Origin of the sequence: Gordonia sp. (in: high G+C Gram-positive bacteria), from assembly GCF_047602025.1 — a bacterium.
GTDB lineage: Bacteria > Actinomycetota > Actinomycetes > Mycobacteriales > Mycobacteriaceae > Gordonia.
The window spans coordinates 2071811-2095585 of sequence record NZ_JASGII010000001.1; the positions used below are offsets into that span (position 1 = coordinate 2071811).

Genomic DNA, 23775 nt, shown 5'->3' on the forward strand with positions numbered 1-23775 from the left:
AGACACACAGGTCACAGCGTCTTGGGGTTATGGTGCTCCGCAGGCTTGAGTTCGACCCAGCACCGTGCGCGCACATAGACTGACGCGCGATTGGAAGACCGAAGTAGACCGTTAGGACACCACCCGTGCGAGTGAATCTCCCGCTGACCGCGGCCACGATCGCCCTCACCGCCGGACTCATCTCCCCGGCCGCCTCCGTCGTCGCCGCACCCGCCGCGGACTCCGCCGACGAGTTGGGCGCCGCCCTGAGCGCGCCGGCCAAGATCGATCGCCGCATCCTCGACTCGCTGGGCGCGTACGCCCCGGCCATCGTCGGCTCGATGGCGACTCCCGGCCCGGACGGCAAGGTCAATCCGGCGATCTTCGCCGACGCGAACACGCTGGCCACCAACAAGTCGCTCGCCCCCGAGGTCCGCGCGGTGTGGCAGCAGATCGTCGACTTCCTCGGCGAGCCGGGCAAGCGCACGTTCGCCGCCCACCGCGGCCGCTTCCACGTCGACAAGGACACGGACAAGAAGAAGGCCAAGCCCGGCGACCCGGAGATCCCCCGCGGCCAGGCCGCCCCGCGGATCCAGGAGTTCCTCTACCCGACCATCGGCGTCGGCTGCATGCCCGATGCGGCGAACGGCCCCATGGGCTCGTTCGGCGGCGGCAACTCGCTCGGCCGCGCCCTGGTCACCGCCGGGCCGCAGAAGGCGCCCGCCCCCGGCCCCAAGCGCGGTCAGATCGGCTACGTCTACACCTCGATGGGCACCGGCGCAGCGGTGAACAACCCCGGCCGCCCGCTCGTCGCCCAGTGGCTCAACCTCGACAACGGCCGCACCGGCGCGATCAACCTGCGCCGCAACGCGAAGATCAACGCCAAGAACGGCCCGGGGACCTTCACCGCGATCGCCCGCACGGGCCACGGCCGCATCCTGAGCGTCATCTCCGGTGACGTGACGACCAAGAAGAAGCGCAAGCCGGTCATCTCCTGCCCGATCGTGCCGGTCATCGGCATCGCCTACGCCTGACCGATCCCCACCCGCGGTTCGACGCGCCTCGGACGCGTCGAACAGTCATGTCTACGGCCGGTTGCGGGCGCATCACAGCTCGGACTCGACGATTGCCCCGCTAGTCACATCCGTGTTTTTCTGTCACTGAAACCTCAGAAGTAACACGGGAGTGACACGATGTTCGGCAAGTTCTCGCGCTCGGCAGCCGCTGCTGCCGTCGGATTGGCGACTGCCGCCGCCCTGACGGCCGGCCTGTCGCCCGCCCATGGCGCACCACTGCCGCCGCGCGCACCGGCCGCCCCCGGCGCGCCCGGCTCGCCGTCGGTCCCCGACGTGCAGCTGCCCGGCGCCGGCAACGGCCCGGTCCCCTACGACAGCCAGCTGGCGATGGTCGTGAAGTTCCTCAAGTCCGTGGGCGGCGACCGACTCTTCGTCGAGATCGTGCAGGCCCTGATCGGCTCGGCCGGTCAGCTGGCCCCGTCCAAGCCGGCCGGCGCACAGGTCGCCAGCGTGAAGATGGTCGACGCGGTCAGCGACCCGCTGACCCTGCTGCGCCAGGCGGGCGTCCAACCGCTGAGCCCGGCGGTCGCACCGTTCTGCGCGGCACCGACGCCGGACAACCCGCTCGGCATCGTCAACGCCGGCACCGCGGCGATCCCCGGTCCGTGGCCGGTGCGCAAGGACAGCCCCCTCACCCCGCTGATGAAGCTGCCGTTCCCGCTGCCCGGGATCGAGGTCCCCGACCCCAACATCGTCAAGGACAAGCAGACGGCCTTCGCCTTCATCCCGGCCGAGACCACCATCGCGGGCAAGCGCGGCACCATGCGCGTGGCCTGGTTCAACACCGCGACCATGCGCGGCGGCGTCAACGAGCTGACCCCGCTCGCGGACAACAACCCGATGATCAAGATCCTGCCGGGCATCTCCGGCGTGCGGCTGACCCCCGTCGACACCGGCAAGGGCACCGTCCTGGCCGCCGTCTACGGCACCGCCGGCGCCGCGGGCAACCGCGAGTGCTTCTTCCTGCCCTCGGTCGGAGTCGTCAATTCGTAAGGGCTGGCTCACCGCCACCGCAGCGGCCGCGGTCGCCGCGACTGCCGCCGGCGCGGCGCACAACCGTCGCTGGGCGACCCTGACCAAGCCGCTGCCCATGGCGCTGCTGGCCGCTCGCGTGGCCGCCGATCGTCGGATCGGCCGGGTCGACCGCGCGCTCGCCCTCGGGGCGATCGGCCTCTCCATGGCCGGCGACTACTGGATGCTGCGCGAGGAGTTCGAGCCCGCCGAATCATCGGCGAAGAACCCCTACCTGCGGCGCGGCGCCGCGTTCTTCTCGGGCGCCCAGATCTGCTACCAGGCGGGGTTCGCCCGCCGCGGGGCGCGATACGACCTGCGGGCGTTCGCCCCGCGCATGGCCGCGATGGGCGAACCGGCCGCCATCCTCACGGCGAAGGCGCCGTCGGCGCTGCCCGTCCTCGGACCCTACGGAGCGCTGTTGGCCGGGATGTCCACCATCGCGGCCGACGACGGCCCGAAGGCCAAGGTGGGCGGCCTGCTGTTCCAGGCGTCGGACATCGCGATCATCAACCGGCGGCACCTGCTGCACTCCCCCGGCGTCCGCGCGGGCGCGGAGGCGTGGGTGCTCGGCAGCTACTTCGCCGCGCAGTACCTACTGGTCGACGCGCTGCTGGACCGCTAGACGGACTGTGCCGACCCGTGACACGACGCGGTCTGCGGGTTCACGCCCGGCACGACGAACATCGCCTCGACCGACTGGCGGATCTCGAAGCGCACGTTCCCGCGACCGGGGTGCAGCACGACCTGCCAGGTGTTGCGGTCGGCGCGGGTGCGGACCTTGACCACTCCCTTGCGGCCGGTGTCGACGTTGCGCCACAGGACGCGCGTCCACATCGTGTATTCGACGATCGTGGTCATCGTCAGCGGGACCCGGTCCGTGGTGGCGATCAGTGCGATCGCCGGTGCCGGCAGCCCGTCGGAGGGGTGGGCGATGTTGTTGAACACGTCCACGCGCGTCTGCAGGTCGGGGCCCGGCCAGGGGTCGCGCACCGGGCACCGCATCGTCTTCACGTAGCTCCGGTTGGCCGGACCCTCGTAGGGATCGTCGCCGGGTGCGGCCTGCGCGGGAGCGACGGCGCCACCGGCGATCATCGCGGCCCCCGCCAGGCCGAGTGCAGTCTTCACTCCGCTTTGCATGCGACCACCCTAACGGTCGATAGACTTCGGTCATGGCCAACTTGCCGAAATCCGCGCACCTGACCATCGCGCAGGACCCCGCCGCCGACGAACTGCTGTCGTCGGACCCCTTCGCGCTGCTCACCGGAATGTTGCTCGACCAGCAGTTTCCGATGGAGCGCGCGTTCGCCGGACCGCTGAAGATCGCCCAGCGCTTCGGCAGCCTCGATCCCGCGGCAATCGCGGCCGCCGACCCCGAGCAGTTCGCCGACCTGTGTGCCACCCCGCCGGCCGTGCACCGCTACGGCCGCTCGATGGCCGGGCGCGTGCAGGCACTCGCACAGACGGTCGTCGACGAGTACGGCGGCGACACCACCGCCATCTGGGCCGACGCCCCGAACGGCGCCGAGCTCCTCAAGCGGTTGCGCGCGCTGCCCGGCTTCGGGGAGCAGAAGGCGAAGATCTTCCTCGCCCTGCTGGCCAAGCAGCTCGACGTCGCCCCGAAGGGATGGACGAGCGCGGCCGGCGACTACGCCAAGAAGGGCTATCGCTCGGTGGCCGACGTCGTCGACGCCGACTCGCTGAAGCAGGTCCGCGAGTTCAAGAAGGCGGCGAAGGCGGCCGCCAAGGCGAAGGGGTGAGCCGGCCCGCCGACGCGGAGCACGGACTCGGGCCCGCCGACGACGCCCTGATCGCCGAACTCGAGGAACAGCTCACCGAGTTCTGGCGCAGTGGTCGCGAACGAAGCCGCAACCGGGCCCACGCCCTCGATTCGCGGATGGATCCGTCCTGCTACCCGCTGCTGATGGCCGTCGCCCGGCGCGGCAGCGCTCCCATGTCGGACCTGGTGCAGCACCTGAGTCTGGACAAGTCGACGGTCACCCGCCAGGTGGACTCGCTGCAGCGCCTCGGCCTGGTGACCCGCCTCCCCGACCCCGACGATGCGCGGGCCCGCGTCGTCGAGCTCACCGACACCGGGCGCCGCCGCATCGCCGCAGTTTTCGCCGAGGCGGTGCCCCGCTGGCGCGACCGGTTGGCCCAGTGGGACCCCGTCGACCTGCGCACCCTCATCGACCTGATGCGGCGGCTGGACGCGAGCCTGTCCGGGGACGCGGAGTGAGAGCGACGGAGATCACTGCCGCCGCAACCGCTTATTAGTTGCTAGACGCAACGATCGGCGTCTACCGTGGGCGCGGTGACTTCACCTGACCAGCTCGACACCACGCCGATGACCCAGCGCGAGAAGATCGAGGCCCTCGTCGGCCTCCTCCTGGGCATGTTCGTCGCGTTCCTGTCCTCGACCGTCGTCTCCATCGCCCTGCCGGAGATCATCAAGAGCCTGCACGGCACGACCGACCAGTACACCTGGGTCGTGACCGCGACCTTGCTCGCGTCGACCGCGACCACCCCCATCTGGGGCAAGTTCGCCGACCTCATGAGCAAAAAGCTCCTGGTGCAGATCGCCCTGACCGTGTTCACGTTGGGCTCGATCCTGGCCGGCCTGTCCCAGTCGGCCGGAATGCTCATCTTCTTCCGCGCCATCCAGGGCCTCGGCCTGGGCGGCCTGCAGGCACTGGTGATCATCGTCATCGCGTCGATGTTCTCGCCGCGCGAGCGCGGCCGCTACCAGGGGCCGATCGCCGCGGTCATGTCAATCGCGACGGTCGGCGGCCCGCTGCTGGGCGGCCTGATCACCGACACCAGCTGGCTCGGCTGGCGCTGGACGTTCTACGTCTGCGTACCGCTGGCCGTCATCGCCCTCATCGTCATCCAGAAGACGCTGAACGTGCCGACGATCCGCAAGCCCGGCGTGGCCATCGACTACCTCGGTGCGCTGCTGATCGCCGGCGGCGTCGTCGTCCTCCTCATCTGGGTGACCCTGGCGGGCAAGTCCTTCCCCTGGGCATCGGGTCGCTCCTACGCCCTGGCCGCGTTGGGCGCCGTGCTGCTGATCCTGGCCGTCCTGGCCGAGGGCAAGGTGCTCAACCCCGCCTTGCCGCGATTCCTCAAAGTCGAGGACCCGATCATCCCGCTGGGCCTGTTCCGCGACCGCACGATCACCCTCGCCACCATCGCCAGCATCTCGGTCGGCGTCGCCCTATTCGGCTCGGCGGTGTTCCTCGGCCAGTACTTCCAGCTCGGCCGTGGTTACTCGCCGACGGTGTCCGGCCTGCTGACCCTCCCGATGGTCGGCGGTTCGCTGATCTTCTCGACCGTCTCGGGCAGCCTGATCACCAAGTTCGGCCGCTGGAAGATCTTCCTGGTCACCGGTGCGGTCCTGATGACCGCCGGGTTCTACCTGCTCTCGACGATCAAGGAACACACCAGCATGTGGCTGGTCGGGATCTTCCTGTTCCTGCTCGGCACCGGCATGGGCATGACGATGCAGAACCTCGTCCTGCCGGTGCAGAACGCCGTCCCGGCCGCGAACCTGGGCGTGGCGACGTCGACCATCACCTTCTTCCGCTCCCTCGGTGGCGCGGCGGGCGTGTCCATCCTCGGCGCCGTTCTCGCGACCCACGTGAAGGACCTCACCCTGTCCGGGCTGCGCGGTCTGGCTGCGACGCTGATGCCGTCGCTCGGCAAGGACGGCGCACTGGCGCAGGTCGAGCAGTGCGGCACCAAGCTGAAGGCCGGAATCGCCGGCGACCTGCCCGCCGACTGCGAGGCCGTGCAGCGCGCCGCCTTCGGCGACGGGGTGCCGACGATCTTCCTGATCGCCGCGGTCATGGCCGTCGTCGCGCTCGTCGCCATCCTCTTCATCAAGGAGGTCCGGCTCAAGACCCAGACCCCGCTCGAGGAGCAGCAGCAGGCGGCGGCCGAGGCGATGGCCGGACTCGCCCCCGAGGAGTCGGTGCACGTCGCCGAAGCCGATCACCAGCGCGACAAGCCGGCACCCCGCCGACGGAAGTAGTCCTCGCGCATTTGCGCCGGTGGGGCGGTTGGGGTGCCCTATGCTGGGGCCATGTCTGACAAACCGCCGCAGCTGAGCCCCCAGATGATCGTCGGCTTGCCGATCCGCCTGGGCTTCGCCGTCACCGGTGTCGCCCTCGGCGCGGTCGAATCGGCGATCTCGGTGGCCCGCGTCGCCGCCGAGGGCGTGCAGAGCGAGGTCAACCACGCGCTCGGCGTCAACGACGACCTCATCGGCGACACGCGCTCGCCGCTGGAGATCCTCAGCCACGTCGCCGAGTTGCTCGGCCCCGACCGTCCGATCGGGCGCGCGCTCGCCCCGGGCGGACCGGTGGACCGGTTGCTCCAGCGCGGCGGCGTCGTCGACCGGCTCACCGACTCCCACGGAATCCTGGAGAAGCTGACCGCCACCGGCGGCTTCCTCGACCAGGCCACCGACGAGAACGGCATCCTCATGCGGCTGACCGCCAAGGGCGGCCCGCTCGACCGGCTGACCCGCGACGGCGGCGTCGTCGACCAGATCACCGAGAACGAGGGCCTGTTGGACCGGCTCACCTCCGAGGGCGGCATCGTCGACAAGCTGACCGCGCCGGGCGGCGTCCTGGACAAGGTCGCCGAGCCGGGCGGCATCATCGACCGCCTCGCCGACGAGGACGGCCTGCTCGACCAGTTGCTCGGCGAACAGGGCGCGGTCGAGCGCACCATCGCCCCGGGCGGACCGCTGGACCGGGTGGCCGAACTGGCCGAGACCATGAACGAGCTGACTCCGAGCCTCCTGGCGATGAAGGAGGCCGTCGCCGATCTGAAGGAGACGGTCGAGCTCCTCAACGCCTCCGTCGCCCCCCTGGGCGGCCTGGCCGACCGGCTGCCCAAGCGCCTGACCCGCGGTCGCGCGGTCAACGCCATCGAGCCGTAGGCCCTACAGCGCGGCGGTCAGCGCCGCGACGTATCCGTCCACATCGATGATGTCGGGGTCGGCCAGCACCGACAGCGTGATCGCGTCGCCGATTCCGTGCACCCCGTGGGTCAGGCTGTGCGCCGTGGAGAGCGCCGGGAAGCCCGCCGTCAGCCGGACCGCCCCGCCCGCCAGCACCAGATCGGCGGCGCCACGGTTCACCGACGAGACGACGGTGTGCCCGGTGACCGCGCCCGGCGGGTCGGTCGCCGGGAACCCGGTCGTCGCCCAGTGCATCAGCGCGGCGGGGGTGCACGCCTCCGCGCGGCGCGCCGCCACCCGGGCGGCATCGGCGTCGCGCCGACGGGCCGCCGCCACCTGCGTGTGCACGGCATCGGCATCCCCGGCGACGATGCCAGCCATGAAGAAGTTGTTGGCCAGACCGGGCTCCGGGTCGCGGGCCACCGTCAATTCGACGACCGGCGCCGCGTCGACGAGACCGGCCGCGCTCATCGCCCGACCGATCGCCCCGATTGCCCAGGGTGTGACCGGCGGCCCGACCGCGGACTTGTCCACCGTGACCGTCCGCAGCTCGCGACGGACTCCGGGCGGGCGGTTGGCCCGGCACGGCGGCACCGGGCCGGGAACCGCCGCCTCGGCGCGCGAGAGGCGGTAGGCGCGCAGCCCGCCGCCGACCATGCCCGCCACCTGGACCGGCAGTCGGGCGACCCCGCGCGCCGCGGCCACGGAAGCGCGCGGAGCCGGCTCCCGTGTGGCGGCATGCGCCGGCGGGTCAGCGGCGAAGAGTCGGCGCGCCAGCGCGCTGCTGCCGCGGCCGTCGGCGAGGGCGTGCGAGATCTGCAGCACCGCCACGCGCAGCGGTGAGCCGTCACGCGGGTCGGCGATCCCGGGGAACAGGTGCACCCGCCAGGCCGCCTCGTGGGCGTCGAGTTGGTCGGCGATCAGACCGCCCAGGTGCCGCAGCATGCCAGCCCAGGTCCCCGCGTCGACGGTGTGGGTGAGAACCTGTTCCGAGGTCGGGGGCCGCGGTGCCCACGACGGGTAGTCGAGGTGGCCGGGGACCTCGCGCGCCACCACGCCGAACCGCTCGATTCCCCGGGCGGCCGCCAGCACCTGGCGCTCGACCGCGGCCGCGTCGACGCCGGTGGCAGCAAACGCGAACAGCAGGAACTGATCGCTGTGGGCCCGCGGCGCGGCCCAGAGCATCCGGGCGTCGACCGGGTGCAGTCGGCGCACGGCTGCGCGGGTCGAGGCCATTACTCGAATCTAGTGGCGTTCTGGCAGGGTGGGCCAAATGGCGGCACCCCGGGTCACGATCACCTACTGCGCGCAGTGCAATTGGCTGTTGCGCGCGTCCTGGATGGCGAGCGAGTTGCTCTCGACGTTCGGCGCCGAACTCGGTGCGGTCACCCTCGTGCCGGGCGAGGGCGGTGTGTTCACCGTCGACGTCGACGGTCGGCGGGTGTGGGACCGGGCCGTCGACGAGGGCTTCCCCGACGCCGCCACCCTCAAGCGGCGGGTCCGCGACGCCGCGCTGCCCGATTGGCACCTCGGCCACGGCGATTCTGCCGGCTAGAACGTCTTCTCGAAGAACAGCTCCGCGTACGGGTTGTCGTTGTAGCGGTGCACGCGCCGATACCCCGCACGCTCGTACATCGCGACCGCCCCGGTCAGCGCCGCACTGGTATCGAGCCGCACCGACCGGTGCCCCAGCTGCCGGCTGCGCGACTCCAACTCGCGCAGCATCCGCGAGCCGAGTCCCGCACCGCGCCAATCCTGGTGCACCCACATCCGCTTGATCTCACCGATCCCGGGGCCGATCGTCCGCAGCGCGCCGCACGCGACCGGGGACGCATCGGCGAGCGCGACGACGAAGCAGCCGGCCGGCCGTCGGAACTCGTCGCCGTCGTCGGGAGCGCTGGCGTCGAACCCTTCCGGAAACCGTTCGCCGAGCTCGGCGAAGTACTCGCCGACGGCTTCGGCGACCTCGACATCATCGGGCGCGAACTCGGCGAAGACGATGGACGACGTGTCTCGACGGCCCGGTGGAGTCAGGTTTGACGCGGCCATATGCCGACCCTAGCCGCTACGATTGACCCATGATTCGCCGCTGGTCAGCCCTTGCCGCCGCCGCCCTGTTCGCCGCCACCGGAGTAGCGCTCATGCCGACGACCGCGTCGGCCGCACCGTGCTCCGACATCCACGTCGTCTGGGCGCGCGGCACCGCCGAGCCCGGCGCACCGGTGGGCTACAACGGGCAGGCCTTCGTCGAGGCGCTGCGCGGCCAGACGCCGGGCAAGTCGTTGCGCGTCACCGGCGTGCGTTACGCAGCGAGCGACAAGTTCCGCGACCGCGCCTACTTCGCCCATTCGGTGAACAACGGCGTCAAGGTCGCACAGAACGAGGTGAAGCGGATTGCCGCGCAATGCCCGCGCACCCGCATCGTGCTCGGCGGCTACTCGCAGGGCGCCGTCGTGGCCGGTTATGCCCTCGTGGACAAGCTGCGCATCCCGCCGCAGTACGAGAAGTACGCCCACCTGGCCGCTCCCCCGCTGCCGGCGTCGGTCACCCGTCACCTCGCGGCGGCGATCTTCTTCGGCGCCCCGTCGGCCCGCTTCATCCGCGACGTCGGCGCACCGCCCATCACCATTGGCGGCCGGTTCCGAGGGAAGACCGCGAGCTTCTGTGCACCGGGCGACACGATCTGCAACGGGGCACCGGTCGGCGGGCCGAGCATCCAGCACGGGTTGTACCCGTTCAACGGCATGACCGTCGCCGCGGCGAGCTTCGTGGTGCGCCGCCTCTAAGACCCCGCTAGGACTTGCCCAGCGCGGCGAGTGCCTTGTCGGCGTGCACCGACATGTCGAACTCCGAGGCGATGACCTCGGCGATCGTGCCGTCGGGGCGGATGGCGAAGGTCGTGCGCTTGGTGGGCATGCCGACCTTGCCGAGCAGTCCGCGCTTGACCCCGTATGCCTGCGCCACCGCGCCGTCGACGTCGGCGAGCAGCGGGTAGTCGAGCTGATGCTCGTCGGTCCAGCGCTGCTGCTTCTCCACCGCGTCGCGACTGATCCCGACGCGTTGCACGCCGGCGTCGGCGAACTCGGCGGCGAGGTTGCGGAAGTGGCACGCCTCTTTGGTGCAGCCCGGGGTGAAGGCCGCCGGGTAGAAGAACAGCGCGACGGGGCCGTCGGCGAGCAGCTCGCTCAGCTTCCGGGTGGTGCCGGTCTGGTCCGGCAGGGCGAAGTCAGGGGCTTTGTCTCCAGGTTTCATGCCCCCAGTCTGCTACAGGTCGCGCTTGAGGCCCACGTGGTTGGCCGTGTAGCCCTGGCGGCCGTAGAAGGCGCGCGCCCGCTCGCGCACCTCGTCGGTGGTGACCTGCGACAGCGTGGCGCCGTGCGAGCGCCCGTGCTCGTGGGCCCACTCCACCATCGCGGCGCCCAGTCCCCGCGAGCGCTCCGACCGCGCGACGCGCAGCCCCTCGATCTGCAGCCTCGTCGCCCCACCGCGGGCCAGGCCCGGCAGCACGGTGAGCTGCATGGTGCCGACGATCCGACCGTCGGCGTCGCGGACCACGGCCAGGTAGTGCGACTCGTCGCGCGCGACCTTGTCGTAGGCGGCCTCGTAGGGCGCGAACTCCTCGACCTCCCGCGCGGCACCGACCTTGTCGTCGAGCAACAGGGCGGCGATGGCCGGGACGTCGGCCCGCGTCGCCCGGTCGATGCGATAGACGGGTCCGTCGGGCCCGCCGGGGCGCAGCACGCCGCCGACCGACGAGCGCGCGCCGGCCTGCAGTCGGGCGACCAGCAGGTCGAGCCAGCCGCCGACGTTCTGGCGCGCCTCCGGGGTGTCCGGGTAGCGGCAGCGCAGGTGCAAGCCGGAGCCGTCGAGGATGAACCACAGCATCACGCCGTCGGTGCGGATCGCGGCGCCGACGTATTGGGCGTCGAGGCCGGCGGTGTCGACGCGCACCGGCAGTCGGCGCAGGTCGAGCCAGGAGATCGCGAACATGCCGGGCGCCTCGGGCATGCCGCCCCACGGCGCGAGGACATCGTCGAGTGGCCAGGAGCCCAGCCGGACCGCCTCCCGCACCGCCGCGGCCGCCGCTTTGGGCTCGGGGATGTCGTTCTCGAGCACCGAGTTGGTGATGAACCAGCCGACCGAGTCATGCCAGGTGTCCTCATAGCGGCTGTGCACCGGGAACACCGCCCGCAGCGGGGCGTCGGCCAGCTCGTGGGTGACCGCGGTCATCGCCGCGACGGCGAGCGCCAACGTCGACACCCCGTCCTCGCGGGCCTGCGCGGAGAAGGCGGCGCTGTCGTCGACGTCGAAGACGTCGCGGACCTCGACCCGTTCGGCCTGCGGGGACGCCGGCCCGAGGGACAGCGGGAAGCACGGCATGACTCCGCCGCTGTCGGCGATGATCTCGGCCCAGCGGCGGCGCACGTCCTCGGGCGCCGCGGGACGCCGCTGCAGCGCGCGGGTGTGGTCGACGAAGGCGGGGGCCTCGGCCAGGAGCGGCGCCTCGCCGCCGCGGCCGAGTTCGGCGAGGAAGTCGCGCAGGATGACCAGCATCGACCACATGTCGACGTGGGAGTGGTCGGCGGCGACCACGATGGTCGGTCCGGCGGCGGTCTCCAACACACACAGACGATGCGCCGGGCGCGAGTACGACGTGCAAGTGCGGTCCAGCACGGTCTGCAGTGCGTCGTTGACCGCCTGTCCGGCGGCAACCGGGTGCTCGACCCACTGCCCCGGGCCGATCTCGACCTCGGCGAGCGCCGGCTCGCCGTCGGCGCCGGGGAGGAACACCGTGCGCAGCGTGCCGTGCCGGGCGATCACCTTGAGCCAGGCCGCGGCGAGGGCGTCGCGGTCGACGGCTTCGGTCAGGCGGAACGAGAGCGCCATCCACGAGCCGGGCCGCTCCCCCTCTCCGACGTGGCGACGCTGGTCGAAGGACAGCGGCAACGATGCTCCGGGATCGGAGACGGTGACGTCGTAACCCATCAACCTGCCGAAGGGGAGCCGCAGATGGGCGACGTTGGTGAGCCGCATGCGCCGTACCCTACTGGTCGTCCCCGCGCCGCGCGCGCCGGTGTGCAGCGGGTCACCCGGCGCCGCCGGGCGCGGCTTCGTACGATGGCCGGGTGACGAGAGGTTGCCCATGACGGTCTTCGAGGTCCCCGGCGCCGCGCTGTCGACCGAGCTCAGCGACGAGGGCGGATACCCGGTGGTGCAGCTGCACGGCCTGACGTCGAGTCGCGCCCGTGACCGGGTCCTCGATCTGGACCTGGGGCGCGGGCTGTCGGGGACGCGGCTGCTCCGCTACGACGCCCGCGGACACGGGCGGTCGACCGGTCGGGCGGTCCCCGAGGACTACGTCTGGACCAACCTGGCCGACGACCTGCTGCGCCTGCTCGACCACCGTTTCCCGGGTGAGCGCGTCTACGGGGTGGGCACCTCGATGGGGTCGGGCACGCTGATGCACGCCGCGGTCCGCGAACCCGACCGCTTCGCCGGACTCACGATCCTGCTGCCGCCGACCGCGTGGGGCACGCGGATCGCGCAAGCCGAGCAGTACCTGCGCAACGCCGAACTCATCGAGACCGAGGGCGAGGGCGCCTTCCTCGCCGCGAACCGGGAGGTCCCCCGACCGCCCGCCGCCGTCGGGCATCCGGAGACGCTCCCCGAGGTCGCCGAGGCGAATCTGCCCGCCGTGTTCCGCGGCGCCGCGGCCAGCGACCTGCCCGAGCCGTCGCAGCTGACGACGATCACCGCGCCGACGCGCATCCTCGCCTGGGCCGACGACCCGTCGCACCCGTTGTCGACCGCCGAGGGTCTGGCCAACCTGTTCCCCCACGCCTCGCTGGTCGTCGCCCGCGACGCCGAGGAGGTCGGGCGCTGGCCGGGCATGCTCCAACGGGACGTCGCCCGCGTCGCACGCTGACAATTTCTGCGCGAAAGACGCCCCCCGAGGGGATATTCCCCTCGAATGCCTCGTCAGCTGCAGAAAATGTCAGATCACGACTAGCCGGCGTAGTGCCGCAGTACACCGAGCGCCGACGATCCGTAACCGCCGCCGAACAGGATCGCGTGCACCAGCAGTGGCGGGAGCTGATACCAGCGGATGCGACCCTGCCACCCGTCGGCGAGCGGGAACGCCTCGTCGTAGGCGGCGAAGCAGTCGCGGCCAAAGCCGCCGAAGAGGTTCATCATGGCCAGGTCGATCTCACGGTGCGCCCAGTGCGCGGCGGGATCGATGAGCCAGTTCTGGCCGCCTGCGCCGACCATCCGGTTGCCGGCCCACAGGTCGCCGTGGACGAGCGCGGGCGGCTCGGGCGGACCGCAGAGTTCGGCGGCCCGCGGCAGCAGTTCGTCGATCAACGTGCGCGCCTCCGGTGCGACGACCCCCTGCGCGATACCGCGCTCGATCAACGGGACCACCCGCCGCTGGACAAAGAACTCCGGCCAGTCGGCGGTGGGAGTCAGGTCGACCCGCGCCGACCCGAGATAGCCGGCGAGCGCGCCGTCGAGGGAACCGAAGTGGTCGCTGGTCGTCCGGTGCAGTTCGGCCAGCCCGCGGCCCAGGTCTTCCTCGGTCGTCGACGACGGCGCGCCACTCTCGATCCATTCGAGCACCAGGCCCGACGGGCCCTCGCGCAGCACCTCTGGGACGGCTAGGTTGCCGCGATGCTCGCGCAACACCCGCAGTCCGACGGCTTCGCGCGCGAAGAGATCGGGCGTGGAGTCGGGCCGCCACTTGAGGAACAACGGGCCGTCGCGGGTCTCCAACCGATAGGCGCGCGCGATATCGCCGCCGGAGACCGGGTGGACGGCGCGCACACCGAGACCGTCGATCAGGTCGGCGGGCACGTCGCTGCGCGGCATGACTCCACGATGCCATGCGCCGAGAAGCCGCTCTCCCGCACCGCTGGACCCATGGGCACCGCCCGTATCCGAACTCCGACCGTGCATCGGCGCACGGGTCTAGCTTGACGTCAGCAGCCCGCCCGGACTGCACAGGCACACACCTCAGGAGCAATCATGCGCAAGTTCAGATTTCTCATCGCGAGCGCCGGCGCAATCGGCCTCATCGGCGCACTCGGCGCGTGTTCCAGCAGTTCGAAGACCGGCGACGACGCCTCGGTGACGGTCGACGGCAAGCCCGTCGAACTGACGTCGAAGGTCGTCGCCTGCACGGAGTCCGCCGGGAAGGTGCTGATCGCCATCGGCGACAAGGCCGGCGGCATCGCCGGTGCCGTGGGCGCCACCGTCACCACCGGCGACAACCCCGAGGCTGAAAGCGTCGGCCTCGGCATCACCAACGGGCAGGCCCTCGGCTGGACGAAGGGTGCGCCCGGCGGCGACGTGAAGGTCAGCAAGCACGACAAGCACTACACGATCAGCGGCACCGTGACCGGCGTCGACCCGGCCAACCCGATGGCGCCCGCGCAGAAGCCCTTCGAGATCAAGGTCACCTGCCCCTAGCCATCACTCGCCGGGGCGCCGCGCCACTTGGCGTCGAGTCAGGAGTTCGGGGAGCCGATCGAGGTCGCGCCTCGCCTCGCCACGACTATCGGCCACGCTGACCAAGGCGAGGATCTGGACCGGCTCGCCCGTCGTGGCCGCGGCCTCCAGTTTGTGGTGACCGTCGAGCAGGAAGTGCGTCAGGCACCAGTGCCAGTACGAGTCATCGTCTGGCCAGCTGGTCGCGGGCGCCCGCACCTCCAGGTTCGACAGCGCCACCGCAGTCGGCGTGATGCCGTCGCGCATCAACTCGACGTAGTGCTGCACGCGATCGCGTTCATTCAGCGCAGGCGGCACCATCGGGACGACGAACTCATAGAGGTGGGCATCGTCGTCGACCTTGGTCTCGAAGGTCCGGTAGTAGAAGCTCTGCGGGTTCTGCGGCAGGAGCCAGAACGGGTCGAGGCCCCACGTCGCGACCTGCTCGTGCGCGAAGTAGTCACGCTCGTCGCCGGGTGTGACCAGCGTCGGCCGCACCTCCAGCAACAGCGGCAGGTACTCACCCTCGGCGATGAGCTGGCCGAAGGTGTCGAACACCTTGTCATCGACCTCGCTGATCGGCTGCTCCAGCTCCGCGAGCGTCGCGACGTCGTCGGAGAGGGTCTTGTAGGAGCCCCATTTGCGGCGGAACAGGAATGGGCAGGTGCCGCACCAGAACGACAGCTCGAAGGCCGCCTTCCCCTCCAGGAGAAGTTCGTGTGAGTTCGTTCGCGCCACCTCGTCGAGGCGTTCGAAGTCGTTGAACCGCAGCACCGCCCGGTCCGTGGGAACACCGAGCCGGCGACGGTCCAACGCCGAGATGAGCACGTCGCTACACCTTCTTGACGACGCTCGACTTGAGCTGCATGCGGCCGAAGCCGGGGACGGTCGCATCGATGTCGTGGTCGCCGACGCCGTCGGAGATGAGGCGGATCCCCTTGACCTTGGTGCCGGACTTGATGGTTCCGCCGCCACCGCCCTTGACCTTGACGGTCTTGACGACCGTCACGGTGTCGCCGTCGGCGAGGACATTGCCGACAGAGTCTTTGATGCCGCCGGAGGGCGCCACGTCAATGTCGGCCGCAACCGCCCACTCGTGAGCACACATCGGGCACACCAGCAGGGTGCCGTTCTCATACGTGTACCCCTCGGCGCACTCCGGGCACGGGGGCAGTTCCTGCGACACGTCGATCTCCCTACGGTTAGGCTCGCGGAGCCCGAATTCTACGGGCCCGACGCCGTGAATCAGGAGAACCGAGTGTCCGCACCCGCACCGTCGACCACGGATACCGACGGCGACATCAGCTACATCCGGACCGACCCGGAGCAGCCGCCGGTCGCGATCATCGACCGCTCCCCCATCACCACCCGCCACAAGATCGTCTTCGCCGTCATCGCGGTGATCGGCGCCATCGCCTGGGCGATCATCGCCGCGAGCCGCGGTGAGACGGTCAACGCGGTGTGGTTCGTCCTGGCCGCGGTGTGCACCTATGTCGTCGGCTACCGGTTCTACGCGCGGCTGATCGAGATGAAGATCGTGCGCCCGCGCGACGAGCGCGCCACGCCGGCCGAGGTGCTGGAGAACGGCACCGACTACCTGCCGACGGACCGTCGTGTGCTGTTCGGACACCACTTCGCCGCGATCGCCGGCGCCGGTCCGCTGGTGGGCCCGGTGCTGGCCGTGCAGATGGGCTACCTGCCGGGCACGATCTGGATCATCGTCGGCGCCGTGTTCGCCGGTTGCGTCCAGGACTACCTCGTCCTGTGGATCGCCACCCGGCGCCGCGGACGGTCGTTGGGCCAGATGATTCGCGACGAACTCGGACCGGTCGGCGGGGCCGCCGCGATCATCGCCATCGTCGCGATCATGACGATCCTGATCGCGGTGCTCGCCCTGGTCGTCGTCAAGGCCCTCGGCCACAGCCCGTGGGGCGTGTTCTCCATCGCCGCGACCATCCCCATCGCCCTGTTCATGGGCGTGTACCTGCGCTACCTGCGACCCGGCCGGGTGTCGGAGGTGTCGGCCCTCGGCTGCGTGCTGCTGTTGGCGGCGGTGATCGGTGGGCGGTACGTCGGTGAGAGCGGCTGGGGCGCCAGGTTGTTCACGCTGACGCCGACGCAGCTCAGTTGGGCGATCATCATCTACGGCTTTGCCGCGTCGGTGCTGCCGGTGTGGTTGCTGCTGGCCCCGCGCGACTACCTCTCGACGTTCATGAAGGTCGGCACTATCGCACTCCTCGCCGTCGGCATCGTCATCGCCCGCCCGGTGATGCACGCGCCCGCCGTCTCCGACTTCGCCACCCGCGGCGACGGCCCGGTGTTCGCCGGCTCGCTGTTCCCGTTCCTGTTCATCACCATCGCGTGCGGCGCCCTCTCCGGATTCCACGCCCTGGTCGGCTCGGGGACGACGCCCAAACTGCTCGAGAAGGAAGGGCAGATGCGGCTGATCGGGTACGGCGGCATGCTCACCGAGTCCTTCGTCGCGATCATGGCGCTGATCACCGCGTCGATCATCAACCAGCACTTCTACTTCGCGATGAACGCGCCCGCCGCGCAGACCGGCGGTACCGCCGAGACTGCGGCTGCCTACGTCAATTCGCTCGGGCTCTCGGGCGCGCCGGTCACCGCTGATCAGATCGCCCAGGCGGCCAAGGACGTCGGCGAGGAGTCCGTCGTCTCGCGGACCGGCGGTGCGCCCACCCTCGCATTCGGCATGTCGGAGGTGCTGCACCAGGTGTTCGGTGGCTCGTCGATGAAGGCGTTCTGGTACCACTTCGCGATCATGTTCGAGGCGCTGTTCATCATGACCACCATCGACGCCGGCACCCGCGTCGCCCGGTTCCTCGTCTCCGACGGGTTGAGCAACCTCGGCGGCCCGCTGCGCAGGTTGCGCGATCCGAGTTGGCGGGTCGGCGCCTGGGTGGCGTCGCTGTTCGTCGTCGCCGGGTGGGGCTCGATCCTGCTTATGGGCGTCACCGATCCGCTCGGCGGCATCAACACGCTGTTCCCGTTGTTCGGCATCGCCAACCAGTTGCTCGCGGCGATGGCCCTCACGCTCGTCACCGTCGTCGTGATCAAGAAGGGGTACCTGAAGTGGGCGTGGATCCCGGCGATCCCCCTCGTCTGGGACTTGGTCGTGACCATGACCGCGTCATGGCAGAAGATCTTCAGCGGCGACGCCGCCGTCGGGTATTGGAAGCAGCACGCCAACTTCCGGGCGGCCGCCGAGCAGGGGCTGCAGGCGTTCGGCTCGGCCAAGACACCCGCCGAGATCGACGCCGTCGTCCGCAATACCTTCATCCAGGGCACGCTGTCGATCGTGTTCGCGGTGCTGGTGCTCGCGGTGGTCGTCGTCGGCGCGTGGCAGGTCTATCGCACCCTGCGCGGCGACAGTCGACCGCTGACCGAGGAAGAGTCCGAGGCGAGCCACCGCTTCGCGCCGAACGGGCTGATCGCCACCCCCGCCGAACGGAAGGTCCAGGAGCAATGGGACGCGTTGCCGACGCCGTGAAGGGCGTCCGCTGGTATGTCGCGTCGCTCATGGGCGACAACCACTACGAGCGGTACCTGTCGCATCGGCGGGCCAAACATCCGGGTCAGCCGGTGATGTCCGAACGCGAATACTGGGCCGCGCGGCACGAAGCCGCGTCGGCGGATGCGCGCTGTTGCTGACGTGACGTTCCGCGGAACGCGCGTGGGTCACGCGAGTGGCGCTTTGAGGCCGACGCGATAGCCGTCGGGGTCGAGAACGATGGCGAACCGCATGCCCGTCGGACCGAACGGCATGTCGGCCGGCGACTTGACGACCGTCGCGCCGGCGGCGACCAGCTCGCCGACGATCCGGTCGAGTTCGGCGGGCGAAGCCACCTCGAGATCCATCTGCGGTCCGCCCGGGACCGGCCGCGGGGCGCTCTCGTCCCACCACGATGCGAATCCGGTCGAGTGCAAGACGAAGGTGATCCCGGTGTCCACCGAGACCCACGCTTCGGGCGGACCGTCGCCCGTGCGGTGGCGCGGCACGAACGCGACGCCGATCCGCTCGTAGAACTCGCGGCTCCGATCGATGTCCGCGACGATCAGGTTGACCTGTACGACGGCGACCATGGGCCCACGTTAGCGCGGTGATTTGGGACCACATAGTGGTTTCAACCCACCGCGCTGGCGCAAGGTCAGACCACAACCAGCCTTAGACCCGGGTCGACGCGGGCAAGGTCATCGGGATCTGAAGTCACAACCACGGCTGCCCGCTCTCGGGCGACCAGAGCGACATGAACGTCGACGACGTCTGCGTGCCCGCTGGCGCCACACACCAGTCCGACCGCGCGGGCGCCGAACTCGTCAAGGAGCACGACTTCCGTCGACGGCAGTGCGAGAAGCCGCGCGACCGCGGCCTGCCGCGCCCCACCTCGCCATACCTGGGCGACCACACCGGCAGGAACGCTGACATTGAGGGACCGTTCGCCGGCGCGGCGCAGAAGCGCGCGAACCTGCTCGTCCCCGCGTTCCAGAGCCACTAGAGCGCCGGCATCGAGCGTCAATCCGCTCATTCGCCGGCCAACTGTCGGTCGGCCCACTCGAGCGCTTCCGCACCGACGGGGCCGTACTCGACGTCGAGGTCGGCCAGCAGGTTTGCCAGACTGTCCTCGCGTTCGACGCGGGCCAGAGCATCGCTGATGTAGCCCGACACCGACGTTGCGCGCCCTTCGTCTACCGCGCGCTTGATCGCCGCGACCTGCGCGTCGGGCAGACTGATGGCGATCTTCTTGGTCATACCGTAATCATACTCTGGTGTTCTGAGCTTCATGCACGTTAGACGCAGACCGCCGATCCGACGGTTCCCGTGACCTACCGTGGACTCATGGCACTAGCGATGATCGGCGACGACTTCGTCCAACTCGGTAGGCGCATGTGGGTCGACATCGTGCACTTCGCCATCGACGACACCGCATCCGACGACGCGGTTCTGTCTTCACTGTTCGAGACACCAGCTTTCGCCCACGGCTACATGGGCCCTCTCCCGGCCGAGCCCAGACCGATCACCGCCGAGTCAATCCACGGGAAGTGGCATCTTCGAGCGATCACCGTCGACAGCTATGAGCCGACGACGGCGGCAGCCGCGTGGGCCGAGCTCCAGCGGTGGGCCAACGAGCCGGACTGGACCGATCCTGGTTTCCGGCAGCCGGCCGACGCCATGGCGCGATTGGACACCGTCCATGATCTGCTCGAACGCGGCGACGTGTACCAGCTGCGCAATCCCGACGCCGAGGACGAACATGAGTGCGGTTGGGTCGTCGGGATCACCGGCTTCCACGAATTCGTCGTCATCGACCGACAGGCCGGGCAACTGCACCTGATCGTCGCTTCCGACGACTGATACCTAGCTGGTCCAGAAGCCGAACGGGCTGTAGTAACAGGTCTTGCCCCGCGGGTTCTGCGGGCTGCGGCAGTGGCTGTGGTCCCACCGGTCGCGGGGACGCGGCTGCGGGCGACGCTTGGCGAAGATGCGCATGTTGCCGATGGTAGGCGTTCGGGGGATGGCCTCGTGATGCTTCGGAAGCGCTTGCCGAGCGATATCCGGCATACTCGCGACGTGAGTATCGACGTCCGACCGGCGACTGACTTCAACGACGTCGCGACAATGGTCGGCCCCAAGAAGCCCACGTCGAACGTCTGCTTCTGCCTGTCCTACCGAATCGGCAACGCCGAGAACCAGGCGCTGCATGGATCGGCGCGCGCCGACCGCGTCCGTGAGCTGTGCCGAGAAGACCCGCCGCCGGGCGTGCTCGCCTACCTCGACGGCGACCCGGTGGGGTGGGCGGCGATCCACCCGCGCGCCGACACGTCCTTTGCCGGCAACCGGAAGATCCCCCACGTCGACGAGCTGGATGTCTGGTCGCTGTGGTGTCTGCGCATCCGACCGGGCTTTCGCAAGCAGGGCATCACGCACGCGCTGATCGAGGGAGCGGTGGCGTTCGCCGCCGAGCGCGGCGCCCCCGCCGTCGAGTCGTATCCCGTCGACAACGGCGATGCCCGGGTCGATCTGACGATGGCCTATGTGGGCACGCGGGCGATGTTCGAGCGCGCAGGCTTCGTCGAAACCGCCGTCACCGATTCGGTGCTGAACGGTTTCCCGCGCCTGTTGATGCGCCGATCCCTGAAATAGCTGGCACACTTTCCCCATACGTAGAGGAGGGCACATGGCCGACAAGAGCAAGCACACGAGTGACGATCCCGCCGTCGACAACTCCGACGCCACCGACGACATCACCACCGAGATCGCCGCCGACGGATTCCCCGACGACTCCGACGACTGAGTGAGCAAGACACCGTCGCGACTCCTGGCCAGAATGATCACCGGCGGAGCGCTCCCGCTGCTCGATTCCCGGCTCACGGGCTCCGTCGCGCCGTACACGGGAAAGCCGGCGATGGTGCCGCACAACGGCCAGCGCCGATGGTCAATGGTGCACTACGGAGTGTTCCTACCGCTGCTGCCCGAGCCGTATCGATACCTGAACACGATGACCCTGATCGGCGCACCCGGCGTCGAGATGTTCGACACCGACGAGAACGCCGCCGCCGACGCCCGCAACACCACCACGGTGTTCTCGTCCACCGCGTACAACGGCGAGAACTTCTTCAAGGCCTACGACACGGCCGTCGACTGCGAGTTCGCCGACGACGGTTCGCATCTGCGCTGGGGTGACGACCTGACGATCGACGTCGCCGGGGACACTGCGCACGTGGTCGGCAGCTATCCGGGATTCAGCGTCGATTTCACCTCGACCATCACCGACGAGGTCTCGTACTTTGTTCGCACCCCGGTCTACGACCACCTCAGTCTGCTCGCACCGTTCCGCGGAACCCTCACCGATGAGCGGGGCACCACCGAGATCAGCGGACTGGGCACCTTCGAGTACGCGCAGGCGATGACCCCGCAGAGCGTGGTGCGCCAACCTATGCCGACGGCGCTCAAGCTGCCAGGTGACTTTTTCACCTACCAGATCATTCAGCTCGACGAGCAGCGCCAACTGCTGCTGACGTGCGTCGGTGCGCGCGACAGCATCGCGTGCCTCCTGGTCCATCTCCGGACCCTTGGCGAACCGGCCCGCGTCTTCGACGATGTCTCCTTCGAGGTTCTCGACTACGGCGATCCGTTGGTCGATTCGCAGGGCCGGGCCATGCGCGTGCCGACCCGCTTCCGGTGGCTGGTCCGCGACGGCGGCACGGAGATCCTCAACCTCGAAGGAACCCCCGATGCGCCGTGGCGGTCCGGACACGGCCGCGGCTACGTCAGTGCCTACTCGTACACCGGAGAGGTGTTCTCCGATACCGTCGACGGCAGCGGCTACATCGAGTGGATCGACACCCGCGACGAGCCGCGTCCGAACTGGTGTCGCTGACCGACCGAATCGTTCCGTCGAACAAGCGGCTACACGTTGAACCGGAACTCGACGCCGTTCCGCCACGGAACAACCTCTGCGAACAGAACGTGCGTGACACGGAATACCCTTGCGAGATGGCTCTGCCCACTGACCTCCCTACCTTAGAGAACCCTCCGATCCGGCTGCGGGCGTTTCGCGACACCGATGCACCGCTCGTAGTCGAGGCCGGCAGAGATGCCTTGATCCCGTTGATCACGACCGTTACCGCTCACGGCGACACTGATGACGCGCTTGCATACCTGCGGCGTCAGCGTGACCGCCGCGCTGAAGGAATCGGATACTCATTCTGTATCGCCACTGCCGCGGAGGATTGTGCCGTGGGACAGATCGGTCTGTGGACACAGAACATTGACCGGGGTCGCGCCAGCACCGGCTACTGGATCGTCGAAAGCGCGCGGGGCCACGGGTACGCGAACGCGGCCCTGCAGTGCTTGAGCGACTGGGCACTCACGTTTCCCGACGTCGCACGTCTCGAGTTGCACGTCGAACCTGCCAACGCAGCCTCGTGGAGGCGGCTTCGTGCGCGAAGGACTCCTCCGGAGCTGGCAGCAGGTGGGTCCGGCACGCCGAGACATGTACGTCTACAGCCTGATCAAGCCGTAGCAAGTCGACGAGAACCTCACTTTGGGGGCGGAAGCCGCTGGCTACACGTTAAACCGGAACTCCACGACGTCGCCGTCAGCCATGACGTAGTCCTTGCCCTCCATGCGGACCTTGCCGGCGGCCTTGGCGTCGGCCATCGACCCGGCGGCGTCGAGGTCGTCGAAGGAGACGACCTCGGCCTTGATGAAGCCCTTCTCGAAGTCGGTGTGGATGACTCCGGCGGCCTTGGGAGCGGTGTCGCCCTGGTGGATCGTCCAGGCGCGCGACTCCTTCGGACCCGCGGTCAGATAGGTCTGCAGGCCCAGCGTGTGGAAGCCGGCGCGCGCCAACGACCGCAGCCCGGGCTCGTCCTGTCCGATCGAGTCCAGCAGCTCCTGCGCGTCCTCCTCGTCGAGCTCGAGCAGCTCGCTCTCGACCTTGGCGTCGAGGAAGATGCAGTCCGCCGGAGCGACGGCGTCGCGCAGCTCCTGCTTCTTCGCGTCGTCGGTGAGCACACCCTCGTCGGAGTTGAACACGTAGAGGAACGGCTTGGCGGTCAGCAGGTGCAGCTCGCGCACCGACGACAGGTCGAAGGAGTCCTTCGCCGAGAACAGCGTCTTGCCGTCGTTCAACAGCTCCTGCGCCTTCTGCGCGGCCGCCAGCGTCTCGGCGAGGTCCTTGTTCTTGCGCGCGTCCTTCTCCAGCCGCGGGATCGCCTTTTCCAGCGTCTGCAGGTCGGCGAGAATCAGCTCGGTCTCGATGACCTCGATGTCGGACTTGGGATCGACGCGGCCGTCGACGTGCACGACGTCATCGTCGGCGAAGACGCGCACAACCTGGCAGATGGCGTCGGCCTCACGGATGTTGGCGAGGAACTGGTTGCCCATGCCCTCGCCCTCGGAGGCGCCCTTGACGATGCCGGCGATGTCGACGAACGACACCGTGGCGGGGAGGATCCGCTCACTCCCGAAAATCTCGGCGAGCCGCTCGAGGCGCTTGTCGGGCAGCTCGACCACGCCGATATTCGGCTCGATCGTCGCGAACGGGTAGTTCGCGGCGAGCACGTCGTTGCGCGTCAGCGCGTTGAACAGGGTGGACTTGCCGACGTTGGGCAGTCCGACGATTCCGAGGGTGAGACTCACGGGTCGTCAGTCTATCGGGCACACCCCCGGAACAAACTCGGCGGACCGCACGTTGAGCAGTTCACCAGCCCGGATTCTTAAAGGAGAAC

29 protein-coding genes and 1 pseudogene are annotated in these 23775 nt (G+C 69.5%); 17 read left to right on the forward strand and 13 right to left on the reverse strand.

Features of this window, described 5'->3' with window-relative positions; translation table 11 throughout:
• Nucleotides 1–125 precede the first annotated feature (125 nt).
• The 3 genes from QM728_RS10310 to QM728_RS10320 all read left to right on the forward strand — a co-directional run bounded on the left by QM728_RS10310 (nt 126) and on the right by QM728_RS10320 (nt 2691).
• Nucleotides 126–1013, forward strand: a complete 888-nt coding sequence (locus QM728_RS10310) for a hypothetical protein (RefSeq protein ID WP_415031926.1) — start codon at nt 126–128, stop codon at nt 1011–1013.
• A 159-nt stretch (nt 1014–1172) separates the two neighbouring features.
• A complete protein-coding gene (locus QM728_RS10315) occupies nt 1173–2048 on the forward strand; it encodes a hypothetical protein (RefSeq protein WP_415031927.1) in 876 nt (291 codons plus the stop codon).
• A complete protein-coding gene (locus tag QM728_RS10320) occupies nt 2041–2691 on the forward strand; it encodes a lysoplasmalogenase family protein (protein ID WP_415032880.1) in 651 nt (216 codons plus the stop codon). Before QM728_RS10315 ends, QM728_RS10320 begins: the two co-directional genes overlap by 8 nt.
• Here QM728_RS10320 and QM728_RS10325 read toward each other — a convergent pair.
• Nucleotides 2688–3206: a hypothetical protein gene (locus QM728_RS10325; RefSeq protein ID WP_415031928.1), complete on the reverse strand. Its 519-nt coding sequence runs from the start codon at nt 3204–3206 to the stop codon at nt 2688–2690. The genes QM728_RS10320 and QM728_RS10325 overlap by 4 nt on opposite strands.
• 32 nt (nt 3207–3238) lie before the next feature.
• Between QM728_RS10325 and QM728_RS10330 the strand changes: the two genes are divergently transcribed.
• From QM728_RS10330 to QM728_RS10345, 4 genes are all read left to right on the forward strand, one after another.
• Nucleotides 3239–3826 (forward strand): HhH-GPD-type base excision DNA repair protein, encoded by a 588-nt coding sequence (locus QM728_RS10330; RefSeq protein ID WP_415031929.1) that lies wholly within the window; start codon nt 3239–3241, stop codon nt 3824–3826.
• Entirely contained in the window at nt 3823–4305 is a 483-nt protein-coding gene (locus tag QM728_RS10335) for a MarR family winged helix-turn-helix transcriptional regulator (RefSeq protein ID WP_415031930.1), read from the forward strand. Before QM728_RS10330 ends, QM728_RS10335 begins: the two co-directional genes overlap by 4 nt.
• A 108-nt stretch (nt 4306–4413) precedes the next feature.
• Complete coding sequence (locus QM728_RS10340) at nt 4414–6099, forward strand: MDR family MFS transporter (protein ID WP_415032881.1); 1686 nt, start codon at nt 4414–4416, stop codon at nt 6097–6099.
• 51 nt (nt 6100–6150) lie between these two features.
• Complete coding sequence (locus QM728_RS10345) at nt 6151–7014, forward strand: hypothetical protein (protein WP_415031931.1); 864 nt, start codon at nt 6151–6153, stop codon at nt 7012–7014.
• A gap of 3 nt (nt 7015–7017) precedes the next feature.
• Here the strand turns inward: QM728_RS10345 and QM728_RS10350 are convergent, their stop codons facing one another.
• Entirely contained in the window at nt 7018–8271 is a 1254-nt protein-coding gene (locus QM728_RS10350) for a wax ester/triacylglycerol synthase domain-containing protein (RefSeq protein WP_415031932.1), read from the reverse strand.
• 37 nt (nt 8272–8308) lie between these two features.
• Here QM728_RS10350 and QM728_RS10355 point away from each other — a divergent pair, with 37 nt between their 5' ends.
• Complete coding sequence (locus QM728_RS10355) at nt 8309–8590, forward strand: SelT/SelW/SelH family protein (RefSeq protein ID WP_415031933.1); 282 nt, start codon at nt 8309–8311, stop codon at nt 8588–8590.
• Here the strand turns inward: QM728_RS10355 and QM728_RS10360 are convergent.
• Nucleotides 8587–9084, reverse strand: coding sequence for a GNAT family N-acetyltransferase (locus QM728_RS10360; RefSeq protein WP_415031934.1), 498 nt, complete (start codon nt 9082–9084; stop codon nt 8587–8589). The two genes, QM728_RS10355 and QM728_RS10360, sit on opposite strands and share 4 nt — an antisense overlap.
• Before the next feature lie 29 nt (nt 9085–9113).
• On the opposite strand from QM728_RS10360, the gene QM728_RS10365 reads away from it, so the two are divergent.
• Nucleotides 9114–9821 (forward strand): cutinase family protein, encoded by a 708-nt coding sequence (locus QM728_RS10365; protein ID WP_415031935.1) that lies wholly within the window; start codon nt 9114–9116, stop codon nt 9819–9821.
• Nucleotides 9822–9828: 7 nt separating this feature from the next.
• On the opposite strand, the gene QM728_RS10370 is transcribed toward QM728_RS10365, so the two are convergent.
• Complete coding sequence (locus tag QM728_RS10370; protein ID WP_415031936.1) at nt 9829–10287, reverse strand: peroxiredoxin; 459 nt, start codon at nt 10285–10287, stop codon at nt 9829–9831.
• Nucleotides 10288–10299: 12 nt separating this feature from the next.
• Complete coding sequence (locus QM728_RS10375) at nt 10300–12069, reverse strand: GNAT family N-acetyltransferase (RefSeq protein WP_415031937.1); 1770 nt, start codon at nt 12067–12069, stop codon at nt 10300–10302.
• Nucleotides 12070–12178: 109 nt separating this feature from the next.
• Between QM728_RS10375 and QM728_RS10380 the strand changes: the two genes are divergently transcribed.
• Nucleotides 12179–12961: an alpha/beta fold hydrolase gene (locus QM728_RS10380; protein WP_415031938.1), complete on the forward strand. Its 783-nt coding sequence runs from the start codon at nt 12179–12181 to the stop codon at nt 12959–12961.
• A gap of 80 nt (nt 12962–13041) precedes the next feature.
• Here QM728_RS10380 and QM728_RS10385 read toward each other — a convergent pair whose 3' ends face one another.
• Nucleotides 13042–13902, reverse strand: a complete 861-nt coding sequence (locus QM728_RS10385) for a fructosamine kinase family protein (protein ID WP_415031939.1) — start codon at nt 13900–13902, stop codon at nt 13042–13044.
• 156 nt (nt 13903–14058) lie between these two features.
• Between QM728_RS10385 and QM728_RS10390 the strand changes: the two genes are divergently transcribed.
• Nucleotides 14059–14502, forward strand: a complete 444-nt coding sequence (locus QM728_RS10390) for a lipoprotein LpqH (RefSeq protein WP_415031940.1) — start codon at nt 14059–14061, stop codon at nt 14500–14502.
• 3 nt (nt 14503–14505) lie between these two features.
• Here QM728_RS10390 and QM728_RS10395 read toward each other — a convergent pair whose 3' ends face one another.
• The gene (locus tag QM728_RS10395) at nt 14506–15348 is read right to left on the reverse strand and encodes a hypothetical protein (RefSeq protein WP_415031941.1); all 843 of its coding nucleotides are present in this window, start codon (nt 15346–15348) and stop codon (nt 14506–14508) included.
• 4 nt (nt 15349–15352) lie between these two features.
• Nucleotides 15353–15706 (reverse strand): zinc ribbon domain-containing protein YjdM, encoded by a 354-nt coding sequence (locus QM728_RS10400; protein WP_415031942.1) that lies wholly within the window; start codon nt 15704–15706, stop codon nt 15353–15355.
• 72 nt (nt 15707–15778) lie between these two features.
• Here QM728_RS10400 and QM728_RS10405 point away from each other — a divergent pair, with 72 nt between their 5' ends.
• Entirely contained in the window at nt 15779–18031 is a 2253-nt protein-coding gene (locus QM728_RS10405) for a carbon starvation CstA family protein (protein ID WP_415031943.1), read from the forward strand.
• A gap of 29 nt (nt 18032–18060) precedes the next feature.
• Nucleotides 18061–18192 carry a CstA-like transporter-associated (seleno)protein gene (locus QM728_RS10410; RefSeq protein ID WP_415032882.1) on the forward strand — a complete coding sequence of 44 codons (132 nt, stop codon included), beginning with the start codon at nt 18061–18063 and terminating at the stop codon, nt 18190–18192.
• A gap of 27 nt (nt 18193–18219) precedes the next feature.
• Here the strand turns inward: QM728_RS10410 and QM728_RS10415 are convergent, their stop codons facing one another.
• From QM728_RS10415 to QM728_RS10425, 3 genes are all read right to left on the reverse strand, one after another.
• Nucleotides 18220–18624, reverse strand: coding sequence for a VOC family protein (locus QM728_RS10415; RefSeq protein ID WP_415031944.1), 405 nt, complete (start codon nt 18622–18624; stop codon nt 18220–18222).
• A 65-nt stretch (nt 18625–18689) separates the two neighbouring features.
• Nucleotides 18690–19067: a PIN domain-containing protein gene (locus QM728_RS10420; protein WP_415031945.1), complete on the reverse strand. Its 378-nt coding sequence runs from the start codon at nt 19065–19067 to the stop codon at nt 18690–18692.
• Nucleotides 19064–19291, reverse strand: coding sequence for a ribbon-helix-helix domain-containing protein (locus QM728_RS10425; protein WP_415031946.1), 228 nt, complete (start codon nt 19289–19291; stop codon nt 19064–19066). The genes QM728_RS10420 and QM728_RS10425 overlap by 4 nt, the downstream gene beginning before the upstream one ends.
• A gap of 87 nt (nt 19292–19378) precedes the next feature.
• On the opposite strand from QM728_RS10425, the gene QM728_RS10430 reads away from it, so the two are divergent.
• Nucleotides 19379–19894: a hypothetical protein gene (locus tag QM728_RS10430; protein WP_415031947.1), complete on the forward strand. Its 516-nt coding sequence runs from the start codon at nt 19379–19381 to the stop codon at nt 19892–19894.
• Between the two features lie 3 nt (nt 19895–19897).
• Here QM728_RS10430 and QM728_RS10435 read toward each other — a convergent pair whose 3' ends face one another.
• A complete protein-coding gene (locus QM728_RS10435; protein ID WP_415031948.1) occupies nt 19898–20029 on the reverse strand; it encodes a hypothetical protein in 132 nt (43 codons plus the stop codon).
• A gap of 81 nt (nt 20030–20110) precedes the next feature.
• On the opposite strand from QM728_RS10435, the gene QM728_RS10440 reads away from it, so the two are divergent.
• From QM728_RS10440 to QM728_RS10450, 3 genes and pseudogenes are all read left to right on the forward strand, one after another.
• Nucleotides 20111–20683, forward strand: coding sequence for a GNAT family N-acetyltransferase (locus tag QM728_RS10440; RefSeq protein WP_415031949.1), 573 nt, complete (start codon nt 20111–20113; stop codon nt 20681–20683).
• 184 nt (nt 20684–20867) lie between these two features.
• Nucleotides 20868–21920 carry a DUF6670 family protein gene (locus QM728_RS10445; protein ID WP_415032883.1) on the forward strand — a complete coding sequence of 351 codons (1053 nt, stop codon included), beginning with the start codon at nt 20868–20870 and terminating at the stop codon, nt 21918–21920.
• Between the two features lie 116 nt (nt 21921–22036).
• Nucleotides 22037–22462 (forward strand): annotated as a pseudogene (locus QM728_RS10450) (GNAT family N-acetyltransferase); the annotation flags it as partial.
• A 144-nt stretch (nt 22463–22606) separates the two neighbouring features.
• Here QM728_RS10450 and ychF read toward each other — a convergent pair.
• Complete coding sequence (ychF, locus tag QM728_RS10455) at nt 22607–23686, reverse strand: redox-regulated ATPase YchF (protein WP_415031950.1); 1080 nt, start codon at nt 23684–23686, stop codon at nt 22607–22609.
• Nucleotides 23687–23775 lie beyond the last annotated feature (89 nt).